Genomic DNA, 18,619 nt, shown 5'->3' on the forward strand with positions numbered 1-18,619 from the left:
TCAGCCCTCCTTCACCGCGACCGAGCGCGGCAGCCCGGCGACCTGTCCGGCACCCGCCAGCAACAGGTCGATGCCACGCGGGAACAGCGTTCGGTTCGCCGCCATCCGCGCCGCGAAATGCTCCGGCAACGGTGCGGCACCGAAGCCGAGGCGCCCCTTGATCCCCGGCCCTTCCAGCGTGAAGCCGTGATCGACGAAGCTCGCGACCTGCAGAATCAGCGTGACCGAAGCGTCGGGAAACTCGGGAATTCCCTGCGAAAACTCGGAAAACTCAAGCATGTTCAATGGATTGGAAATGAAGGCAAAGCGCGCTTGGCCCGGCTCGGCGACGATCGGCGCCCCGGTGTGAAAGCGCAGGAAGTCGCCGACCGCCCGTTCCGCCGCCAGCGCCGCGTCGAGAAAGACCGGCGTCTCATAGTCGCAAAGCGCCAGCGCCAACGCCGCCGCCTCCGGGGAAAGCGGTGCCGGGGGGATGAGATCCGTCGCCAGTTCCTGCGGCCGGCCGGGGCGCGACAGCGCCCACATGGCAGCGCGGAACACCCCCTGCGCCGCGAAGACCGGATCGACGAAGCCCCGCGCAAGTTCTTGTGTCTGCAAGATTAATCCTCCCCGCGCATCAGGGTGAAGAAGTCGACCTTGGTGGCCGCCGTCTCGGCCCGCACCTCGCCCGCCTCGGCGGCAAGCCGCGCCCGCACCGGCGCAAGCGCCGCCTCCACCGCCGCCCGCCGGGCCTCGTCCTGCCACAGCGCATCGATCAGCGCCCCATGCCGGGCCGCGGCGATGTCGCGGCCGAGCCGGTAGCCGAAACCCGTCGCCCCGCCCTCGATGCGGATGGCGGCGCGGCTGACCGTCGCCTCGCCGAGATTGAATGGCGCGCCATCGCCGCCCGTGCGGCCACGCAGCATCACCAGCCCGACCTCCGCCGGCCGCAGCTCGCTGGCCGCCGGCAGGGGGGAAAGGCGCCCGAGCATCGATTCCAGCTCGTCGCGCCGGGCGCGGGCGAGTGTTGCAAGCGCGGCTTGCCGTGCCGGCATCTCATTGTCAAAGCTATCTTTTTTGGAATTCTGCGGCATCGGTTCTATCCGGCCTCGCATGCGGTCTTGTGGTTTACAACCACGCCGACTTTGTATATTAATCTATACAAACGCGCAATAGCCGTTCACGACGGAACACGCCCTTGATGACCGATGCCGACGACACGCCAATGACGCCGCCCACCGAAGAGGCCCCCTCCTCCGACGTCGCCCGTGGCAGCGGTGTCGCGCTCTGGAAGCAGATCGCCGAGCGCATCGAGGCGGATATCGCCGAGGGCCGATTGAAGCCGGGCGCCCGGCTTCCCACCGAGGCGGAACTGGCGGAGCGCTTCGGCGTCAACCGCCATACCTTGCGCCGGGCGCTCGCAACCCTGACCGATCAAGGGTTTATCGAGGCCACCCCCGGTCGCGGCACCTTCGTGAAGGAGCCGCCGCTGCGTTATCCGATCACGCCGCGCACGCGTTTCTCCGAGATCGTATCCGGCGAGGGCCGCGCTCCCGGCGGACGGGTGATCGGCTCCCGCATCGAAGCCGCCGACGCCGACATCGCGGCCGCCCTGAAAGTGCCGCCAGGCACCGAGGTGCTGCGGCTCGACATGCTTCGCGAAGCCGACAGCGTTCCACTAACCATCGGCACGCATTGGTATATTGCCGATCGCTGCCGCGACCTCGACTTCATCGCCGCAGCCACCGGCTCGGTCACTCGGGCCCTGGAGGCGCTGGGCCTCGGCGACTACCGGCGGCTGGAAACCCGCATCACCGCCCGCCTCGCCGACGAGGAGGAGCGCGAGCTGCTCGCCCTTCCTCCCGGCCGCGCGGTGATGGTGGTGGAAAGCATCAATGGCGATCCCAAGCGCCAGCCGATCCAGTTTACCCGTGCCCGCTTTTCCGCCGATCGTGTACAGCTCGTCGTGAAGAACTGAGGAGACCGGAAATGGCCCGCATCACCAGCCTCGAAGCACTGCGCGCCCATTATGGCGAGGCACGCGAGCGCAGCCGGCGCAAGGTGCTGCCAGCGCTCGACGTTCACTGCCAGCGCCTCATCTCGCTCTCGCCACTGGTGATGCTGGGCAGCTTCGGCGCCGACGGCCGCGCCGACGTCACCCCGCGCGGCGACGCCCCCGGCTTCATCGCGGTGGAGGACGCAGCGACGCTGCTCATCCCCGATCGCCCGGGCAACAACCGCCTGGATACGCTCACGAATCTCATCGCCAATCCGGCCATCGGCCTGCTGTTCCTGGTGCCCGGCATCGATGAGACGTTGCGAGTGAACGGCCGCGCCGAGATCCACGACGATACCGATCTGCGCGCCCGTTTCGAGGTCGACGGGCGCCAGCCGGCCACCGTGCTGCGGGTCACCGTCGAGGAAGCCTATCTGCATTGCGCCAAGGCCTTCATGCGCTCACATGCCTGGGACCCGGCGCATTTCGTCTCCCGCGACAGTCTGCCGAGCATGGGCGAGATGCTGCGCGACCAACTCAGCCTCGCCACCGCCGAAACCCAGGCCGAGATGTTGCAGCGTTACCGCGAGACGCTCTACTGATCCTCCCAGAACACCTGCGGGCCGATATCGGTGAGCCGGCTGCAGCCGGTCATCACCATGGCGATCTCGAGTTCGCAACGCAGCAGATGCAGCACATGGGCGACGCCGGCCGGCCCCGCCACCGCCAGCCCGTAGAGCACCGGACGTCCGACCAGCACCGCGCTCGCCCCCAGCGCCAGCGCCTTTAAAACATCGGTACCGCGCCGGATTCCGCCATCCATCAGCACCGGCACCCGGCTGCCAACCGCCTTCGCCACACCTGGCAGCGCCTCGATGCTTGCCGGCAGCGTGTCGAGCACCCGCCCGCCATGGTTGGAGACGATGATGCCATCCGCGCCGGCGCCGATCGCCCGCTCGGCATCCGCCGCACACATTATCCCCTTGAGAATGAGCGGTAATTTCGTAACCGCGCGCAGCCGTTCGATATCTGCCCAGCGCGCCGCCACATCCATGAAGCCGCCGAACATCAGGCTCTCCCCGAGTTCGGCATACGCGAAGTAGCTGGTGTGCAATCCCGCGAGATTGGCGTGCTCGGAGAGCTTGGGCGGCTTGTAGCCGGCCCGTTGCTCGGTGTTGCGCATACCGAACACCGGCGCGTCCACCGTCACCACCAGCGCGCCGTAGCCGGCGGCCTCGGCACGACGTGCCAGGTCGAGCGTGAAGCCGCGATCGTGCTGGATATAGAGCTGGAACCACAGCGGCGTCCGCGCCGCCGCGGCGATCTCCTCCAGCGTGACGTCGGCCTCGGTGCTCAGCACCATGCCGGCCCTGGCGCCGCCGGCACCGACCAGCGTCGCCAGTTCGCCAGCCGGATCGGCAAGCCGATGATGCGCAGTCGGGGCGACCAGGATCGGATGGGTAAAATCCTGCCCGAACAGCCGCAACTGGGTGCCCCCGCCGGCGATCTCCGGCAAGGCACGGCTCCTCAGCTGCAGGCGGGCAAAGGCCTCGCGGTTCCAGCGCAGCGTCGTCTCGTCGGCGGCGCCGCCCGAATAATAGCCCCATGCCTCTCGACTCAGTCGTTCGCGGGCGACCGGCTCATAGTCCTCCACTGCCACCACGCCTTCGGGAATCTCGAACCGTGCCATATTCGCTCCGCCGCCACTCTCCTCCGCCTTAATGCAGGCCATCTATTAACCCAAGAGGCACATAGTCGGAGCGTGCGTATGGCAGGCGCCTGAGTCGCCGGTTAGTCTCGCAGCTGAAGAGCGGGGGATCCATGGAAGAAGGCGGCCACCAGCGGGGCGACGTTTCCGGCCTGTCGCTGCGCGAGGCGATCCGCGCTGCACGGGTGGAAGCTGCCGAGCAGGCCGGCGTCATCGTCGAGCTGCGCGATGCCAGCCTCGTCCGCTTGTCCATGCTGAATGAGATTCTCGACCCAGTCTTCGCCGAGGTGCCGCTGGAACATGCCGACCTGTTCGACCGCGGCCTGATGCCGGGTGAGACCCCGCGCCTCTTCGTCGACATGGTCGCGCATGTCACGCTGGGACGCGACCGGCGCACCTTTCGCTTCCTGCAGGACACCCGCTCCGGCCGGCGGGTGCTGGCGGAAAGCATCAATCCCAACGACATCGCCGATGCGGTGACGCGCTATGTCGCCCGCCGGCTCATCGCCCGCGAACAGGCGATCGCCACCAGTGCGCCGCCGGAACCGGAGGCTCCGCGCCCCCTGCCCCACCATCCGCCGGCGCAGGCTCACGAGCCACCACCACGGCGCGGAAATGGTGGAATCTTCCTGCTCGGCCTCCTCGCGGGCATCGCCGCAAGCATCGGCGGGTGGCTGCTCCTGCAAGGGCGTTATTAGGGCGGTCAGCTGCCCGTCGGTGCGCTCAGCACTCGGGTGGTGCGTGTGGCGACAGTGGCGTCGCCGCGGGCGAAGCCGCGCGCCTCCAGCGTACAACGCCAAGGGAATTCTGCGCCCGGCAGGCGCTCGATCCGGTAGAGATGATAGCCTCCCGGCCAGTGGCTGTCCTCCGGGCCAGCGGCGAAGGACGGCGCCTCGACCACCGGCACCAGCCCGCCCGAGGGACCGGCGAGCATCTCCACCATCGGCAGATGGTCATGGCCGCAAATCACCAGCTCGGCGCCGTTAGCGGCGAGGCAGGCACGCAGGGCCTCGGCATCGAGCAGCCGCTTGTGGGCGGAGCGATGGCCGCAGGGAGGATGATGGATCAGCACCACCCGGAACAGCTTCTGCCCGCCAAGCTCCGTCAGCAGCTGCGCCAATCGCTCCAGCTGCCCACGCCCGACCTTGCCGGTCGCCATGAAGGGCTGGGTGGGAATTGCCGTCGAGACGCCGATCAGCGCAACGTCGCCGCGCCGACGCACGAAAGGAAACGGAAAATCGGCGACCACGCCTTCCGTCTCGCCGCCTTCGGCGCCATCGCCGCGCATATAGTTGCCCCAGTTGAGCAGGGCATGATGGGCGGTGGAGCGCACATAGGCGTCGTGATTGCCCGGCACTACCGTCACATAATGGCCGGGGCCGAGATTCTGCAGAAAGCCGAGGCCGGTCTGGTATTCGGCCGGCAGGCCAACATTCACTAGATCCCCGGTTACCGCGATATGATCGGGTGCGGCGGCCTTGATGTCGGCAATGAGGAGATCGATCGTGGCGTCGGAAAATCGCCGGCGGCGCCCGCGCCGCCAATTGATGACGCCGAGCGCCCGCTTGCCGGCGAGCTCGACGAGCCGCGGCCGCGGCAGCGGACCGAGATGGGGGTCGGTGAGATGAGCGAGCACAAACACGGGGCTCTCCATAGCAGCGCCGTCCATCCGATGGAACGCGCTACGGACAAAACGCGGATCATGATCACAGAAAGCCCCACCCCCATGCCGGTGTTCCGCCTGCCGCGCCTGCTGCATCTATGGGGCCGGCTGACACGGGGCGTGACGCTCGGCGTGCGCGCCGCGGTGATCGATGCACGAGGGCATATCCTATTGGTGCGCCACACTTACGTGGCCGGGTGGCAATTGCCGGGTGGCGGAGTCGATGCCGGCGAGACCACCGAGGAAGCGATGCGCCGCGAGCTTGTCGAGGAAGCGGCAATCCGTCTCACTGCGCCGCCGCGGCTGCACGGCTTGTTCCTCAACAAACATCTCGGCTCGCGAGACCACGTCGCGGTCTTCGTCGCCGGCGCTTTCACATCGGAAACGCCGTCTCACCCCAATCGCGAGATCGCCGAGGCCGGTTTCTTCCCGGCGGATGCCCTCCCCGAGGCGGCGACGCCGGCAACCCGGCGCCGCATCGTCGAGATTGTGGACGGCCTGCCTCCCGCCGCTTGCTGGTAGGGTGTAGCCCTCATGCCTGTGCGAGAAACGCACAGCGGCGCTTGACACCCTTCGGCCGGGTTCCTTATATCCGCGCACCTCGCGAGGCGGCTGCATGCGGCCGCTCCCGATGGCGGAGTAGCTCAGCTGGTTAGAGCACGGGAATCATAATCCTGGGGTCGGGGGTTCGAGTCCCTCCTCCGCTACCACGCTCCCCCCCGACGAAATGGCCTTCGAGCCCGTCAGGGCGGTAAGCGCACCATTCAGGTCGAGAGCATAGGCATCGCGCCCCTCGATCTTCGAAACGACGACCGAATCGACCATGCCGCGAACCAAGTGCATCGCCTCGTTGAGGCCGGAGCTCGCTTCTTGGAGGCATGACGCCGACAACGAGGTGAGAGCATGCCGGAATGCTCTCGCCGCCGCCGGGTGGCATTGGATCGTCACCGGAGGAGCCGCAGTCGAATTCAGTTCGTCTAACGCGAGCCTCAAGGCCTCGCGGAGTTCGGGCAACAGTTTGACCGCCTCCATCTCCGAGAGGATGCCGCGCGCCGCCAGGCCTATGGTGCGTTCTAGATCGGCCTCGGCCTTTGCCGCTTTAGCTTCCAACGCCAAACGATTCCCCGATCTCGATCGATACTCGCGAGCCTGCGCATCATTGAAGTCGTCGAAGAAGCTTTGCATCACGGTGCTATCTCCGAGGCGAGATCGGAATTCAGCGAGCACCGCGCTCTCGATACGATCAAGATAGTAGTTGGTGCGGTTCCAGCAGTTGCCACCTTCCTTCATGGACGTACAGACGATGCGGATCCTGCCGTGGTCCCGGTCCTTAATCGACATGCCGGCACCGCAGACGCCACACTTCAGCAAGCCGGATAGGAGCCGCTTCGCCGGCCGCTTGATTGCATGCGGAGCGTGACGCAGTTCTTGCTTCCTGGCTTGGGCACGCTGGAACATCAGGTCATCGACGATCCGAAGGTGCGGCGCGTCAGCTCGCTGCCACTCGGCTTCGGGCCGCGGCCGTGAAATGCGCTTCCCGGTGTCAGGATCCTTCACCATCGCGACCCGGTTCCAGACGAGGCGGCCGGCATAGAGTTCGTTCTGCACCATCCCGCAAAGCCGCTTGTGGTTACCGTTGATGGTGTTGGCCGCCCAATAGGCCCCTCGTGGCGGCGCGATGCCCTCAGCATTGAGCCGGAAGGCGATCTCGCGCGGCGCAGCGCCGCCGGCGTATTCGCGGAAGATGCGCCGCACGATCTCGGCCTCGCCTTCGACGATCTCAAGCTCGCCGGGCCGGCCGGGAATCGGTCGATAGCCATAAGCGCGGCCGCCGGCATGCCGCCCGTCACGGACAACACCGGCCATGCCGCGGCGCACCTTGTGGGCGAGGTCGGTCAGGTAGATTGACGAGATCAGGCCTCGGATGCCGACCTGCACCTGATCGGCCACGCCTTCATGCACGGCGATGATCTTGATGCCGGCGAAGGTCAGGCGCTTATAGATCGCCGCGAGGTCTTCCTGATCGCGCGAGACGCGATCAAGGGCCTCGACGATCAGCGCCCCGAACCGGCTCGCCTTGGCATCCTCCAGCATCTTGAGCAGGCCATCGCGGCCGATGATCGAGGCGCCGGACTTCGCGTGATCGGAATAGATCGGGCCGATCGTGTGGCCGTTGCGCGCGGCGAACTGCTTGCAGAGCTCAATCTGATCCGTGATCGAGCGGTCGCTTTGCAGGTCGCTTGAGAACCGGGCGTAGATTGCGCTGATCATTGTCGAGGTTTTCCTTGAGAGCTATGCCGCACACCTGACGTTTAGCGGCGGAGGTCGCCAATGCGCGGAACAATTGGGCGGCCAATGGATGCAGGTCGGGAGCCTTCTTGCCATCTGTCATAGGCCGGAATCCCCAAATAGATCGAGTTGCGGCAGCGGCGCGCGGCGGACTTCCTCCGCCTTGGCGGCAATGTACCGGCGGCGGGAGTTCGCCGCCCATTCGAGCAACGTCGCGTGGAAGCTATGTTGCCGGCGCCGGCGGCTCGCCTCGTGAATCAGGACGCGGGCACAATGGGATTGCGTCTCCGCTTCCGTGAATTGGCTCATCCGATCCCTCCCGCTGCCTCGATCGCCTCGCGCTTGCACGCGGCCCAGGCGCGATTGTCCGCCTCGTTGATCCGCAGCCGGCGCGCCGGGTCGTTCGTCCTTGCCAGTAGCCGACGCAGCTTCGAGCGCCGCCGCTTCAGCCGCTTCGAGACCGATTGCCAATGGCGGGAGCAGATCCACTCCATGTGCGCGGAGAGAGGATCGCCCTTCCGGTCGCCACGGGCGGCACGGCAGAACGGAACACAGCAGCCGATGAATGCCGGCCCATGGAGGTCGGCGGTGCCAACCCGGCAGGCATCGCAGGACAGGGTGCGATACCAGGGCGTGGGCCGCAGGCGACCCTTCGAGCAGAATGGGCAGGCCGGTGCTTTCATCGCAGGCCACCTACGGCTTCCATCGCTTCAGCCTTGACGCGCTCCCACGCATTGTTCACCCGCACGTAGACCTTCAGGTTCGGCTCTTAGTCGCCGGCGTCGGTGCGCTTATCTTCCGCCTCGGCGCGCTTCCACGCTTCGTCGTACTCTGTGCGCGCAGCCGCGCTGGCGAGCCGGTAATGAGGAGCGCAAAGCCACTCCGCATCCTCGTCTTCGGACCTCCGGGTCTTCCGGCAGAAAGGGACGCAACAGCTGAGCCGCGCGCTCATGGTGCGGTCTCCTCCCAGTCGCCGAGCTCGTCGGCGATCTGCGCCGCATCCATGGCGAGGCCGGCGTAATAGCCGGTCGCCTGGAGCCGGCGGATCATTTTCCGGGATTGCTTCCGAGCTGATGCGTCGAGCTTGGAGATCGCCGCCTTGTGCTCGATCGCCGTAATGTAGAGGGTCAGCGCCCGATCGATTGCCGAACCTTCGGCGAAGACGAAGTAGCCGGTCTCCACCAGGTCCTTGATCCAATAGAAGGCGATGAGCCCGAACTTGCCGACATCCTCGCCTTCGCCGGAATAGGGGGCGACGATCGAATGATGGACGCGGCGCACGCGCTCCAGCACCTTCCGAGCCGATCTGTCCGAAAGGTCGTCGACCGCTTCCCGGGCGGCCTGACGCAGCAGGTCGACGGCGCAGCGGAAGTCGGGATCCGTCTTCTGTTCATCCTCTGGCACGCCCGCGAACAGCACGCCCATCATGACGTGCGCCGGCAGCGCAATCTCGACGCGCTGGCGATCGGAAAGGTATGTCATCCACCCTCTCCTGATCCGATGATGACGGTGAGGATGCCGAGTTCGGCAGCTTGTTCTCGGACGAGCTCGAGGTGCTTCGCCTCGGCCGCGCGGCGTGCCGCATCCTCCGTCGGATGATCGTGCTCGCCGGTCGGATCCTGATGGTAGGGCTGCCCGGTCTTGTCGGTGCCGTAAGCGAACGCGCCGACACGCGTTGACGCCATGTGAATGGTGTAGTCGTCCCGGCTGCAGTTCTCCCAAGCAAGCGATGTAATCCTGAGCGCATCCGTTGCCGGCGCGATCACTTTCTGTTCGCCACCACCGGAAACATGTTGCCCATTTTCGGAAGAGTTCTTCCCGATGTTCTGGGTTGACAGTGCGGCGCCATATAGCGGCGCGTCACATTCGTCAGTCTGGTAGCTGGCCATCCGGAAGGTACCGACCAGCGCGCCCTTGGAGGACGAAATCTCGGTGAACCGAGCGGCGAGTGCCGACGACATCCATGCGATCGGCCGGGCGTCGGCAGCCAGGCGGGCGTCGATCCAGTCCGCCAGCGCCCGACAGTCGGCTATGCCCATGGTGGAAAGGTTCGCCACACTGAACCGCTGAGTTTCGGCGAAGCTGGCGTTCGCGCGCAGGCGGCGGCTGAAGGCGCCGGCGACCGCGGCGGCATCGATATCGGTCATGTGATCAATCCGAAAACGCGCCCGAGAATGGCGACGACGGTGATTCCGATGGCCCACCAGCACCAGGGCGGCAGGGGTTCAAAGTCCGGCAACTGATCGGAGCCATCAGCCATCGTCCGCCTCATCGATGTTCCGATGCCGGACGGTGAAGGATGTGACCGTGACCCACGGGTTCGCGCCCCAGGCGCCCGAACCGTTGAGAACGTCCCAGAGCGCCGCGTACATTTCGCGGGCCGTCGGCCGGGAGAGGTACGGGAAATCGGGGTTCGGGTGCTCGACGCCGGGAACCCAGAAGCCGCCGTTGGGATGCGGAACGACGCCCTCGGCAAGAGCATCATTTTCGGTGATGTCCTGCAATCGCTGGACGCGAACCTCGGTCACCGGCAGCGTCAGCCGGCTGGCCCATCGCGGCATGTGCATGCTGGCGCGCCGCTTGCCAGAGAGATTGATCCCATCGCCACCAGCCTCGTAGGAGACGACTGATCCTGCCGGGATATCTCGGGGCTTGGTGCGGTCGAAGTTCATCGGCGCGCGCCACGCCTCGCGAACCCACAGCCGGTCGCCGGGGGCGTGACCGATGCGCGCGTTCCATCTCGTCCGCGTTACCGGCGCTTGATGCCAGTAGGCGTCAGCCTCCCATGTCCAGATATCGTCCTCGACGCGGAGAAAGCCGGCGGCGTTCTGCATTGCCCTCGCGAGGGCATCGCCTCGCAGCGTGAACGCCGCGCTCTCCGGCGTGGCGAGAACCCGGACCTCGCCGATCGTCCGCCGGGTTTGCGTCTTGGTCCCCGCGAGCAGCGCGCGCAACATCGGCGCCGAGAAGAGCTTGCCGTGATCAGCCATCGGCGCGCCTCCGGATAGTCGTCTTGAAATTGAGGTGCTCGAACGGCACGATCCCAGGCGGAAGCTCCTCCCTGCCGAATTCGACGAGCCCCTTCGCGCGCAGCGCCTCGATCATGATGCTGCCGGAGATCCGCTGCTTTCTCTCGTCGGATCCATCCTCTTCGAAGGCGGCGCCGACGCGCAGGCGAACCTCGCCATAGTCGTCGAAGTCGGCAGGGATCAGCGCGAGCGCCTTGCGCTCGCCGTCCAGCAGAATGACCGGCTTGCCGAGGGCGACGATCGCCGCCTCAAGCCCAATCTCGCCCTCTCCCACGATATCGCCGTCGACGGTCCACTCGCGGAGCGGCTGGCCGTCCTTCCAGCGCCCGTGCTTGTCGATCCACCCGAGGCGGGGGAATACGAGGTGCTCGTAGGCATAGCCGCCCCTACCGCCACCATAGTTGAGGTGGAGGCGCATCCGCCCTTGGCCCTTCAGGATGGCCTCGCGGGTGATCTCAATCATGCTGGCCTCCCGGGTGAAAAAGTTCGGTGAGCTCGGCCATGTCTCCGGCGACGGTCACGATCGAGTTGTCGCGGAGCTCCTTCCACGCGGCGTTCCAGTGACCGCCGCGCGGCTGCATGCCGAGGCGCTCGGCCACGGCCGGGCGGGTGGCCGTGCCGCCCATTTCGAAGAGGGCGCGCAGCACCTTCGGCGCGGCTCCCGATAGCGCCGCCGCCCATAGGTCGACCATGGTGGCTGGATCGCTGATTGCAGGCCCCGCCGCTGCACTGGGCGATGCTATGGCGACAAGGCCGTCTGCTTCGACGATGAGACCGCTCTCGATCATCGCCTTCCGGCCGGCATTGAAATGCCCGCCGCGCGCCTTCAGCCCGGCCAACGTGGCGACCTGCTGCCAGGACCGCCGCACCGGTGGATTGGTATCCAGCACGGCCAACATCTTGCGCGCCGCGCTGTTGGTCAGGTTGGAAGGCTCGCGCGGCGTCGGCCGGGTGACAGCCGCCTTTGGCATCTTGGCGTCCATGGTCATGGATGCCTTCAGGGGCGGTGGGGGTGCGTCGCTGGCGACGTCATCGATGCGCAGAGCGTTTAGGGCGCCTTGCGCTCTGGCGATGCCAATGGCGATACCGGCGGTCCTGCCGTGGGCGTGACCTTCGTTGAAACCGCGCTGATAGGCGGCAGCCTCGATCGAAGCGATGTCAACGGCTGCTGCTGGGCCAGCACCACCTGTACCGCCTGCATCTGCGCGCGGCTCCTGTCCGGCACCGAGCAACTGGCGGAGATGCTCGACGTCGATCGCCGACATTGCCGGGAGCGCGGCGCGTTCCTCGCCATGCTCGGGCGTGCGCGAGGAATCGAGCGTCAGGATCCCCGGGAACCGCTTGCGCTCGAGCACATCGAGTGCCGGACACCAGGTCCAACCTTCGCCGACGTCGAGCCCGGACAGGCTCTTCATCACGGCGTCGGCCTGGCCGCCGTCCGCATTCCCCTTCACCCAATCGCCGATCGCGTTGCGATCCTGCGGGGAGGTGAGCCGCAGCGCCACCAGCGTGCCGATCTGCGACAGCACGTTCTTGTGCAGCACGGCCGGCCGCTGGGTGATCATCATCGGCCGGAAGCCGCGGACGCGCCCGCGGCGCACGATGCGATCGACGGCGCCGAGCAGGCGCTTCGTCTCCGGCATGGGGTTCTGTGGCGCGACCTCGTCCGCCTCGTCGAGCACCAAGTGCAGAGCAGAGCGGTTGGCGCCGTAGAGCGCCTCGAAGAAGTCGGTCAGGAAGCGTGTACGCTGCGCGGTCGAGAATTCCGAGACGTCGACGATGGAGGCGCTGACCTTCTCCTCTCCGATGAGTGCACCCAGCAGCCCGCCGGCATCGGCCTCGATCGGCACGTCGGCATGCTCGCCGCCGAAGATCACGACGGGGAATCCGGGCCCGCCGTCGGCGAGGCTGCGCAGCCCCCACCAGACACCGGTCGGGTCCACGATGCAGACGCGTCGGTGATCGTCGAGGAACGTCTCCACTACACCGCGCGCCGCATAGGACTTACCCGCGCCGGTGCGACCGATGAAAGCGGAGAAGCCGGACCAGATGTCAGCCATCGGAGCCCTCCTTCGGCTGATAGTCGAGCTCAGTCGGATGGCACGGCGAGGCGAAACGCTGCCCGTCGAACCGCACCATGACGTGGTGGCTCTGGCTCTTGTCCTCCCGGGCGATCGTCCCGAATTTGCGCGTCACGTCGTGAAGTACGCGCTGGCCGACGCCCGGATTCACTCCATAGGTGCGGCGCACGTACTGGTAAGCTGCCTCAGCCATTGGCGCGGCCCTCCATCATCGCCCGAGGGATTGCGCCGAGCTCGATCGAGGCCGCAGCGGCGAGGCCGGGCAGCGTGGCGCGGATGGCGTCGAGTTCGAGCCCGAGGGCGCGAAGCATCTCGTCGCGCTCGATCTCGCCGCGCCGGCGCTCCTCAGCGGCGAGCTTCTTCTGCGCCGCCTTGACACGCTCGATGTCCTCGGGCGTGGATCGGCTGTAGTAGCCATCACCGCTGACCGAGACGCGCTCGATCGCGTTCGCGTATGCGGCGGGCAGGCACCTGGCCGCCTCTGCCTCTCTCTCGATATCGAGCAGCCGACGATTGGTTGCCAAGAGTTTCGCCAGTGCGTCACGCATGAACACCTCCGTGGGCGGCGCGACGGCGGTAGCCGACACGCGCGGGGTACTTTTCGGATTTCTCGAGCCGGGCGCGCGCAATGGCCGCGTCCTGATCATTGACCTCGCCTGCCGGGAACCCATCGAGATCGACGCGATAGGCGCCGGCGACGACGGCGCGCAGGTAAGTGCGGCCGGACGTGTAATCCTTCAGCGCCAGCTGGAGCCGGCGGCGCGGGATTTCAGGGGCGGCAGCCCGGATGTCCTTGAAGATGTCCACCTTGAGGGGCGTCTTCGTCGCACCCTTCGGTCGGAAGCATTTCGGGAATCGCTCCAGAAGCTGCTCGCGAGTTTCCTCTGCGACACGCCTCCGCAACTGCCAGCGCATTTTGCTCGGGCTAGTCATTGGCGCCCCCGGCAATGCGGCGGCGGGACTTCGCCTTCCCGATCTGGCGCGCGATGCGCTGCTGTTCGGCCTCAGCGAACTGACTGGCTTTCTCGCGGACGTGCTCGGCCGACGGTCCATCGAACGAGATGCCGAGTTCTCGCCCGCCACCCTTGCTGTCAACGAAGAGCACAGCGCGGAACATCCGGGCCGGCGGCACAGGGTCTATGGCGACATAGACGGTGATCTTCATGGTGTTCCTCAGAACTGAAAGGCGATCTGCTCGCTGGCCGGGACCGGCGGCGAGTTCGACGATGTGTCGGAAGTCGGAGGAGAGCCGGCGGCCGTGGCTCGCTTTGGGAACAGCGCCGCGGCGGTGGTGACCGAGGTCATCCATTCCGCCAGCGTCAGCGTGTTGCCGTGGATCACGGTCGCTGACGCGTTGGTTAGGGAGCACTGCACGTAGGCGCCGCACATCGCCATGAAGTCGACGTCGACCATGACCCAGTGGACTTGCCTCGCGCAGTCGATGTCTTGGGCGCGCAGCACCTCGTTGGCGGCGAGCACCATGCCGCCGACGCCGCACGCCGGTTCATGACAGAGAAGGAACGGCCGGCCGCAGCTCTCCAGCATCGACCTAGCATCAGCGAGGATCATGCTCGCCATGGCGGTGCTGACATGGTGCGGCGTGAAGAACTGCCCGAGCGAATTGCTGGCGGCCACCTCGGCGAAGATCGGCCCCACGAAATCCACCGCGGCATCCGACAGCGCGGCGGTTGCCACACCGAGCAAAGCCGACATGTCGTCCATGGTCGCCGACGGGTCGCGGTATCCGCGCACGAGTTTGAGGTAGGCATCCTCGTTCTGCTGGAATGCGTCGCCGATCAGCAGCCGGCCGCGCAGAGCACGGAAGGCAAGCTCGAGCCACTGCTTCATCGCTTCATGCGGTCGCAGGCCTTCCCGGCGCTCGATATCGCCGAGATAGCGAAGGAACACCTTGGCATGCGCGTCATGCGCCCGGTCGTTCATGGTCAGGCGCGTGCTCATCCGCGCCTCCGCCGGGCTGCGCGCACGATGGCGCTCATCGTCTCGACGATGAAGGTGGATGTCTCGCCCTGGGCGCGCAGCCGGCGCGACGCCTCCCAAAGCCGATCGGCGACGTCGAAGGGATCAATCCCGAGCCGCTCCCACCAGCGTCGCTCATTTCCGGCGTGCTGGCAGTCGGGCCCGTTTCGATGACAGTCGGGGCAAAGCGGATTGCACCAGCGATCATGCCGGGTGCCCTGCGCCTTACCGTGACGGGGTTCGCTGCCCTTCAGGTGAGCAGCTTCGGCCGGCTCGCCACCGCATGCCAAACACGGACACTGGCGGAGCAGCTGCAGGTGCTGCTCATCGCGAACACCCTCAGCCTTCGGGCGACCACGGTACGCTCGTTTCGGATGCGCGCCGGCCGGCGCGAACCTGCTCACGAGGCCCTCATGTCGACGACGGTCACGCGCTCGGCGGCCCGAGTGATCGCGGTATAGAGGTGGCGTGCCCGGTCCTGACGAAAGGCACCGCTCTCGTCGAAGACGATCACGTCATCCCATTGCGATCCCTGGCTCTTGTGAACGGTGAGCGCATAGCCGAAGTCGAATTCGTCATAGTCGCGGCGCTCGTTCCACGAGAGTTCGCCTTCACGTCCCTCGAAGAACAGCCGCGGCGTGGAGATGATGACGTGCTTGTCCTTCACGCCGGCATCCTCCGGCGCCAAGGTGAGCTCGAAGATCCTGGCTTCCTCGATCGCGGCCCGGCGTTTCCGACGCCCACGCGGATCACCGTTCACCGCGTCGATCACCGTCCAGAGGCCGCCGTTGAGCAACCCCTTCGTGTGGTTGTTCCGCAGGCAAACCAACCGGTCGCCGGGTTCGGGAATGGCATCATGCGCCCGGCCGAGTAGCTCGCGGATCCTCGCGTTGTAGGAGCGGCGCGTCTTGTTGATGCCGACCAATACCTGTCCGCTATTGAGCACATCGCCGGCGGCGATCTCTTGCCGCCGGATGACGCGGCTCGAACCGTAGGTGCCGAGGTCGAGGCGGCCGCCCTCGCGCACGATCTGCGCCATGGCGATGATCGGATTTTCGCTGGCCTGACGATGGATCTCCGTCAGCATCACGTCCGGGTCGTGATTGGTGAAGAAGCCACCGCCCTGAACCGGCGGCAGCTGGGCCGGATCGCCGAGCACGAGCACCGGCGTGCCGAAGGACAGGAGGTCCTGCCCGAGCTTTTCATCGACCATGGAGCATTCGTCGATGATCACCAGCTTGGCGCGCTTGGCGTCGCTGTCCGGGTTCAGCCGGAACTTCGGCGCGCCCATGCCGTCGTCGTCGAGCTTGTAGATGAGCACGTGAATCGTGCTGGCGCCCTTGCAGCCTTTCGAGCGCAGGACGAGCGCGGCCTTGCCAGTGAAGCAGGCGAAGACAACCTTGCCCTCGACCATTTCGGCCATCTCTTTCGCCAGCGTGGTTTTACCTGTGCCGGCGAAGCCGAAGAGGCGGAACACCTGCCGGCGGCCGGGATCGGCCAACCAGGCGCCGACGGACTTCAGGGCGCTTTCCTGTTGCGGAGACCAAGCCATCAGCTGACCTCCGGCCGGGCGTCGTGCATCACGCCATCGAGCGATCGGCCAGCGATGGCCATGCCGGTGCGGCGCACGGTTGCGCCATCGGGGAAATGAAAATGCTCGCCGGGACCCGCGACCTCGCTGACCGACACCCACTCGCCGTTCTGTTTCCACTGGAACGGAGTGCCGGCAGCCGAAGCCTGATCGCGCAAATCGCGACGCCATTGCGGATGCGTGGGCCTCGCCTTATGCGAGCCCTGATCACTTTCACCGCCGCCGATTACCCAGCCGATGCCGGGCCCGTAATCGAAATCGGGTCCATCCGGATACATCGTCGCCGACATTCCGGTCAGCCAGTCCCATTGGCGCCGGCCATCCGGGGAGGTGCCGCTGAACAGGATCCGCCCCAAGAGAGGCTCGCATGACACGAACGAGAAGAGCGGGTAGAGCCTTGCCTGTGCCGCGAGGAGCGGCGGAACGTTCAGATCCGCCCGGTGCTGATCCTCGATCGTGGTGCCGATCGCCGCGTTCGGCGGCAAACCGCCAGCCTCCTCCGTGAGCGGAACGATCAGCTGCGGCCGCTTCGTCAGCAACAGGTAGACCAGTTGCGGCGTACGGCGCATGACGTCGAAGGCGTCCTGGCGCCACTCCGTCGGAACACGCCTGTCGAATATGTCAGCCAGCGACGCGCAGAACACGAAAGGACGCGTCCCCGCCGCCACGGCGCGGCGATTCCAGAGAAACGGCGCGCGCCATGTGCTTTTGCCCGTCCGCGAGCGGGTGCCGACGCCCTTGCCCGGACCGCCCCAATTCGCCCGGCCGAGCCGCGTGTCCATGAGGTTCTCGGCATAGCAGCCGTCACATGCCGGCGAGACCTTGGTGCATCCAATCCAAGGGTTCCATGTGTGGTCGCACCACGAGATCGAGGTTTTCTCTCCCATCGAAGCGGCCTCAGAACGGAATTTCGTCGTCGAGGTCGTTGTTGCGACCTCCGCCACCGCCGCCGAAGCGGCTGCCACTCTCGCTGCCTCCGAAGCGACCGCCCGAAGACGAGGATCCCGACGAACGGCTTTCGCCGCTGCGGTCGTCATCACCGCGGTCGTCACCGCCGTTGCGGCTATCGAGGATGGTGAGCTCGCCTCGGTACGGGCGGAGCACGACCTCGGTGAAGTACCGCTCGCCGCCGGATTGATCGGTGGCTTTCCGTGTTTCCAGTTGGCCCTCGAGATAGATCTTGGAGCCCTTACGCAGGTATTGCTCCGCGACCTTCAAGATGTGTTCGTTCCAGATAACGACCGAATGCCACTCGGTACGCTCCTTGCGCTCGCCCGAAGACTTGTCGCGCCAGGTCTCGGACGTGGCGATGCGGAGGTTGCAGACCTTGCCGCCATTCTGGAACGTGCGGACTTCCGGGTCCCGGCCGAGGTTGCCGACGAGGATCACCTTGTTGACGCTGCCGGCCATCAGAACAGTTCCTTTTCGATGGCAAGGGTTTCCGAGATCGTGAGGACGTGGTGGGTGCCCTCGTCGTTGGGCACGACCTCGCAACTGGCGAGCGGGACCCAGATCACCTTGCCGCTCTCGTGATCGCGGACCTTGGCGCCGCGCTCGGTGGTGTGGAGAAGGTCGACATCGCGATCGACGAGCTTGACCTTGTGCATCGTCATCGGCCCCCGCGCTGAGCCGCGTCCGCCCGCGCCGGACGCACGAGCGTCAGGTCCGCAGGGTCAAAGGCAAAGGAGCCGGAGCGATGCGGGAATGCGACCGCGATCCACTTGGGAACGGTGAAGTGGCTCGGGACGACGAGCCCCTCACTTCCCGTCTTCGCCCTTACGAGGTCGCCGACCTCGAACTGCGGCAAGCTCTCGTGCTCGAGGTTCTCGATCGAGACTACGTATGCCCGTTCGTGCCGTGGCACGTCACCGTCGAAGACGACTGCCACGAATCCGGGCCTGAGAAGCGTGCCCGGCGCGATGATCACCCCCACCTTGCCGACTAGATCGGGCATCGCGTCCTTCCGGCCGGTGAACCGGACACGGTCGCCAGACCGGTACTCGCCGTGCTGGAGAACCCGGACAGCGGTCGGCGCCGCAGGGCTCTCCACGGTGATCTCGACAGACCAGCCGAAGCGATCCTCCGCATCGCCGTCGTCGTCGCTCTGGATTTCGGTCAGTATGGCGCTGGGCGGCACAGCCTCGGCGAAGGCCTGAGCCTCGAGGATGTAGAAGCGCTGGCCGGGGCTCTTCTCCGCGAGGCGGCAGGCCTCCTCGGAAGCGCTCTGGTAGTTGGGGTGCTGGACGGTCGGCGGTGTGGCACCGCGCGGATTCCAGACGAGGAAAAGCGGCTCGGACATGGCCGGC

The 18,619-nt window shown here is 66.4% G+C and carries 26 protein-coding genes and 1 tRNA gene; 5 read left to right on the forward strand and 22 right to left on the reverse strand.

Going from position 1 to position 18,619, the window contains the following annotated elements; genetic code table 11:
• Both phnH and phnG read right to left on the reverse strand, forming a co-directional pair.
• Window positions 1–597 (reverse strand): phosphonate C-P lyase system protein PhnH, encoded by a 597-nt coding sequence (gene phnH, locus KHC24_RS12865; protein WP_213363662.1) that lies wholly within the window; start codon window positions 595–597, stop codon window positions 1–3.
• Between the two features lie 2 nt (window positions 598–599).
• Complete coding sequence (gene phnG, locus KHC24_RS12870) at window positions 600–1,073, reverse strand: phosphonate C-P lyase system protein PhnG (protein WP_213363663.1); 474 nt, start codon at window positions 1,071–1,073, stop codon at window positions 600–602.
• A 107-nt stretch (window positions 1,074–1,180) separates the two neighbouring features.
• On the opposite strand from phnG, the gene phnF reads away from it, so the two are divergent.
• A complete protein-coding gene (phnF, locus tag KHC24_RS12875) occupies window positions 1,181–1,957 on the forward strand; it encodes a phosphonate metabolism transcriptional regulator PhnF (RefSeq protein ID WP_213363664.1) in 777 nt (258 codons plus the stop codon).
• Window positions 1,958–1,968: 11 nt separating this feature from the next.
• Window positions 1,969–2,577: a pyridoxamine 5'-phosphate oxidase family protein gene (locus tag KHC24_RS12880; protein WP_213363665.1), complete on the forward strand. Its 609-nt coding sequence runs from the start codon at window positions 1,969–1,971 to the stop codon at window positions 2,575–2,577.
• Here the strand turns inward: KHC24_RS12880 and KHC24_RS12885 are convergent.
• Window positions 2,571–3,665, reverse strand: a complete 1,095-nt coding sequence (locus KHC24_RS12885) for an alpha-hydroxy acid oxidase (protein WP_213363666.1) — start codon at window positions 3,663–3,665, stop codon at window positions 2,571–2,573. The genes KHC24_RS12880 and KHC24_RS12885 overlap by 7 nt on opposite strands.
• 131 nt (window positions 3,666–3,796) lie before the next feature.
• Between KHC24_RS12885 and KHC24_RS12890 the strand changes: the two genes are divergently transcribed.
• Window positions 3,797–4,381, forward strand: coding sequence for a hypothetical protein (locus tag KHC24_RS12890; protein ID WP_213363667.1), 585 nt, complete (start codon window positions 3,797–3,799; stop codon window positions 4,379–4,381).
• Between the two features lie 5 nt (window positions 4,382–4,386).
• Here the strand turns inward: KHC24_RS12890 and KHC24_RS12895 are convergent, their stop codons facing one another.
• Entirely contained in the window at window positions 4,387–5,325 is a 939-nt protein-coding gene (locus tag KHC24_RS12895) for a metallophosphoesterase family protein (RefSeq protein ID WP_213363668.1), read from the reverse strand.
• Window positions 5,326–5,355: 30 nt separating this feature from the next.
• Here KHC24_RS12895 and KHC24_RS12900 point away from each other — a divergent pair, with 30 nt between their 5' ends.
• Together KHC24_RS12900 and KHC24_RS12905 are read left to right on the forward strand one after the other, a co-directional pair.
• Window positions 5,356–5,868: an NUDIX domain-containing protein gene (locus tag KHC24_RS12900; protein WP_420838535.1), complete on the forward strand. Its 513-nt coding sequence runs from the start codon at window positions 5,356–5,358 to the stop codon at window positions 5,866–5,868.
• Window positions 5,869–5,979: 111 nt separating this feature from the next.
• Window positions 5,980–6,056: transfer RNA gene (locus tag KHC24_RS12905), tRNA-Met, on the forward strand.
• Here the strand turns inward: KHC24_RS12905 and KHC24_RS12910 are convergent.
• The 18 genes from KHC24_RS12910 to KHC24_RS12995 form a co-directional block, all read right to left on the reverse strand.
• Complete coding sequence (locus KHC24_RS12910) at window positions 6,013–7,617, reverse strand: recombinase family protein (RefSeq protein WP_213363909.1); 1,605 nt, start codon at window positions 7,615–7,617, stop codon at window positions 6,013–6,015. The two genes, KHC24_RS12905 and KHC24_RS12910, sit on opposite strands and share 44 nt — an antisense overlap.
• A gap of 323 nt (window positions 7,618–7,940) precedes the next feature.
• A complete protein-coding gene (locus KHC24_RS12915; RefSeq protein ID WP_246546865.1) occupies window positions 7,941–8,318 on the reverse strand; it encodes a hypothetical protein in 378 nt (125 codons plus the stop codon).
• Between the two features lie 265 nt (window positions 8,319–8,583).
• Window positions 8,584–9,063, reverse strand: coding sequence for a hypothetical protein (locus tag KHC24_RS12920; protein ID WP_213363669.1), 480 nt, complete (start codon window positions 9,061–9,063; stop codon window positions 8,584–8,586).
• A 50-nt stretch (window positions 9,064–9,113) separates the two neighbouring features.
• A complete protein-coding gene (locus tag KHC24_RS12925; protein WP_213363670.1) occupies window positions 9,114–9,782 on the reverse strand; it encodes a hypothetical protein in 669 nt (222 codons plus the stop codon).
• Between the two features lie 105 nt (window positions 9,783–9,887).
• On the reverse strand, window positions 9,888–10,625 hold the full coding sequence (locus tag KHC24_RS12930) for a hypothetical protein (RefSeq protein ID WP_213363671.1): 738 nt from the start codon (window positions 10,623–10,625) through the stop codon (window positions 9,888–9,890).
• Entirely contained in the window at window positions 10,618–11,127 is a 510-nt protein-coding gene (locus KHC24_RS12935) for a hypothetical protein (RefSeq protein WP_213363672.1), read from the reverse strand. Before KHC24_RS12935 ends, KHC24_RS12930 begins: the two co-directional genes overlap by 8 nt.
• On the reverse strand, window positions 11,120–12,724 hold the full coding sequence (locus KHC24_RS12940; protein WP_213363673.1) for an ATP-binding protein: 1,605 nt from the start codon (window positions 12,722–12,724) through the stop codon (window positions 11,120–11,122). Before KHC24_RS12940 ends, KHC24_RS12935 begins: the two co-directional genes overlap by 8 nt.
• The gene (locus tag KHC24_RS12945; protein ID WP_213363674.1) at window positions 12,717–12,938 is read right to left on the reverse strand and encodes a hypothetical protein; all 222 of its coding nucleotides are present in this window, start codon (window positions 12,936–12,938) and stop codon (window positions 12,717–12,719) included. The genes KHC24_RS12940 and KHC24_RS12945 overlap by 8 nt, the downstream gene beginning before the upstream one ends.
• On the reverse strand, window positions 12,931–13,293 hold the full coding sequence (locus KHC24_RS12950; RefSeq protein ID WP_213363675.1) for a hypothetical protein: 363 nt from the start codon (window positions 13,291–13,293) through the stop codon (window positions 12,931–12,933). The genes KHC24_RS12945 and KHC24_RS12950 overlap by 8 nt, the downstream gene beginning before the upstream one ends.
• Complete coding sequence (locus tag KHC24_RS12955; protein ID WP_213363676.1) at window positions 13,286–13,678, reverse strand: ProQ/FINO family protein; 393 nt, start codon at window positions 13,676–13,678, stop codon at window positions 13,286–13,288. Before KHC24_RS12955 ends, KHC24_RS12950 begins: the two co-directional genes overlap by 8 nt.
• Window positions 13,671–13,910, reverse strand: coding sequence for a hypothetical protein (locus KHC24_RS12960; RefSeq protein WP_213363677.1), 240 nt, complete (start codon window positions 13,908–13,910; stop codon window positions 13,671–13,673). Before KHC24_RS12960 ends, KHC24_RS12955 begins: the two co-directional genes overlap by 8 nt.
• An 8-nt stretch (window positions 13,911–13,918) precedes the next feature.
• Window positions 13,919–14,704 (reverse strand): N-6 DNA methylase, encoded by a 786-nt coding sequence (locus tag KHC24_RS12965; RefSeq protein ID WP_213363678.1) that lies wholly within the window; start codon window positions 14,702–14,704, stop codon window positions 13,919–13,921.
• On the reverse strand, window positions 14,701–15,126 hold the full coding sequence (locus KHC24_RS12970; RefSeq protein ID WP_213363679.1) for a DUF968 domain-containing protein: 426 nt from the start codon (window positions 15,124–15,126) through the stop codon (window positions 14,701–14,703). The genes KHC24_RS12965 and KHC24_RS12970 overlap by 4 nt, the downstream gene beginning before the upstream one ends.
• Window positions 15,123–16,274 carry an ATP-dependent DNA helicase gene (locus KHC24_RS12975; protein ID WP_213363911.1) on the reverse strand — a complete coding sequence of 384 codons (1,152 nt, stop codon included), beginning with the start codon at window positions 16,272–16,274 and terminating at the stop codon, window positions 15,123–15,125. Before KHC24_RS12975 ends, KHC24_RS12970 begins: the two co-directional genes overlap by 4 nt.
• A complete protein-coding gene (locus KHC24_RS12980; protein ID WP_213363912.1) occupies window positions 16,274–17,200 on the reverse strand; it encodes a DUF5131 family protein in 927 nt (308 codons plus the stop codon). Before KHC24_RS12980 ends, KHC24_RS12975 begins: the two co-directional genes overlap by 1 nt.
• A gap of 10 nt (window positions 17,201–17,210) precedes the next feature.
• Window positions 17,211–17,723, reverse strand: coding sequence for a single-stranded DNA-binding protein (ssb, locus tag KHC24_RS12985; protein ID WP_213363680.1), 513 nt, complete (start codon window positions 17,721–17,723; stop codon window positions 17,211–17,213).
• Window positions 17,723–17,920, reverse strand: a complete 198-nt coding sequence (locus KHC24_RS12990; RefSeq protein WP_213363681.1) for a hypothetical protein — start codon at window positions 17,918–17,920, stop codon at window positions 17,723–17,725. The genes ssb and KHC24_RS12990 overlap by 1 nt, the downstream gene beginning before the upstream one ends.
• Before the next feature lie 2 nt (window positions 17,921–17,922).
• On the reverse strand, window positions 17,923–18,612 hold the full coding sequence (locus tag KHC24_RS12995; RefSeq protein ID WP_213363682.1) for a hypothetical protein: 690 nt from the start codon (window positions 18,610–18,612) through the stop codon (window positions 17,923–17,925).
• Between the last annotated feature and the right edge of the window lie 7 nt (window positions 18,613–18,619).

Source organism: Ancylobacter defluvii (genome assembly GCF_018390605.1).
In the GTDB taxonomy this organism is placed as follows: domain Bacteria; phylum Pseudomonadota; class Alphaproteobacteria; order Rhizobiales; family Xanthobacteraceae; genus Ancylobacter; species Ancylobacter defluvii.

Excerpts from the sequence above, each read along its gene's own strand:
- phnG (WP_213363663.1), bottom strand. The coding sequence starts at position 1,073 with ATGCCGCAGAATTCCAAAAAAGATAGCTTTGACAATGAGATGCCGGCA.
- phnF (WP_213363664.1), top strand. The coding sequence starts at position 1,181 with ATGACCGATGCCGACGACACGCCAATGACGCCGCCCACCGAAGAGGCC.
- KHC24_RS12880 (WP_213363665.1), top strand. The coding sequence starts at position 1,969 with ATGGCCCGCATCACCAGCCTCGAAGCACTGCGCGCCCATTATGGCGAG.
- KHC24_RS12885 (WP_213363666.1), bottom strand. The coding sequence starts at position 3,665 with ATGGCACGGTTCGAGATTCCCGAAGGCGTGGTGGCAGTGGAGGACTAT.
- KHC24_RS12890 (WP_213363667.1), top strand. The coding sequence starts at position 3,797 with ATGGAAGAAGGCGGCCACCAGCGGGGCGACGTTTCCGGCCTGTCGCTG.
- KHC24_RS12900 (WP_420838535.1), top strand. The coding sequence starts at position 5,356 with ATGGAACGCGCTACGGACAAAACGCGGATCATGATCACAGAAAGCCCC.
- KHC24_RS12910 (WP_213363909.1), bottom strand. The coding sequence starts at position 7,617 with ATGATCAGCGCAATCTACGCCCGGTTCTCAAGCGACCTGCAAAGCGAC.
- KHC24_RS12915 (WP_246546865.1), bottom strand. The coding sequence starts at position 8,318 with ATGAAAGCACCGGCCTGCCCATTCTGCTCGAAGGGTCGCCTGCGGCCC.
- KHC24_RS12920 (WP_213363669.1), bottom strand. The coding sequence starts at position 9,063 with ATGATGGGCGTGCTGTTCGCGGGCGTGCCAGAGGATGAACAGAAGACG.
- KHC24_RS12925 (WP_213363670.1), bottom strand. The coding sequence starts at position 9,782 with ATGACCGATATCGATGCCGCCGCGGTCGCCGGCGCCTTCAGCCGCCGC.
- KHC24_RS12930 (WP_213363671.1), bottom strand. The coding sequence starts at position 10,625 with ATGGCTGATCACGGCAAGCTCTTCTCGGCGCCGATGTTGCGCGCGCTG.
- KHC24_RS12935 (WP_213363672.1), bottom strand. The coding sequence starts at position 11,127 with ATGATTGAGATCACCCGCGAGGCCATCCTGAAGGGCCAAGGGCGGATG.
- KHC24_RS12940 (WP_213363673.1), bottom strand. The coding sequence starts at position 12,724 with ATGGCTGACATCTGGTCCGGCTTCTCCGCTTTCATCGGTCGCACCGGC.
- KHC24_RS12945 (WP_213363674.1), bottom strand. The coding sequence starts at position 12,938 with ATGGCTGAGGCAGCTTACCAGTACGTGCGCCGCACCTATGGAGTGAAT.
- KHC24_RS12950 (WP_213363675.1), bottom strand. The coding sequence starts at position 13,293 with ATGCGTGACGCACTGGCGAAACTCTTGGCAACCAATCGTCGGCTGCTC.
- KHC24_RS12955 (WP_213363676.1), bottom strand. The coding sequence starts at position 13,678 with ATGACTAGCCCGAGCAAAATGCGCTGGCAGTTGCGGAGGCGTGTCGCA.
- KHC24_RS12960 (WP_213363677.1), bottom strand. The coding sequence starts at position 13,910 with ATGAAGATCACCGTCTATGTCGCCATAGACCCTGTGCCGCCGGCCCGG.
- KHC24_RS12965 (WP_213363678.1), bottom strand. The coding sequence starts at position 14,704 with ATGAGCACGCGCCTGACCATGAACGACCGGGCGCATGACGCGCATGCC.
- KHC24_RS12975 (WP_213363911.1), bottom strand. The coding sequence starts at position 16,274 with ATGGCTTGGTCTCCGCAACAGGAAAGCGCCCTGAAGTCCGTCGGCGCC.
- KHC24_RS12980 (WP_213363912.1), bottom strand. The coding sequence starts at position 17,200 with ATGGGAGAGAAAACCTCGATCTCGTGGTGCGACCACACATGGAACCCT.
- ssb (WP_213363680.1), bottom strand. The coding sequence starts at position 17,723 with ATGGCCGGCAGCGTCAACAAGGTGATCCTCGTCGGCAACCTCGGCCGG.
- KHC24_RS12990 (WP_213363681.1), bottom strand. The coding sequence starts at position 17,920 with ATGCACAAGGTCAAGCTCGTCGATCGCGATGTCGACCTTCTCCACACC.
- KHC24_RS12995 (WP_213363682.1), bottom strand. The coding sequence starts at position 18,612 with ATGTCCGAGCCGCTTTTCCTCGTCTGGAATCCGCGCGGTGCCACACCG.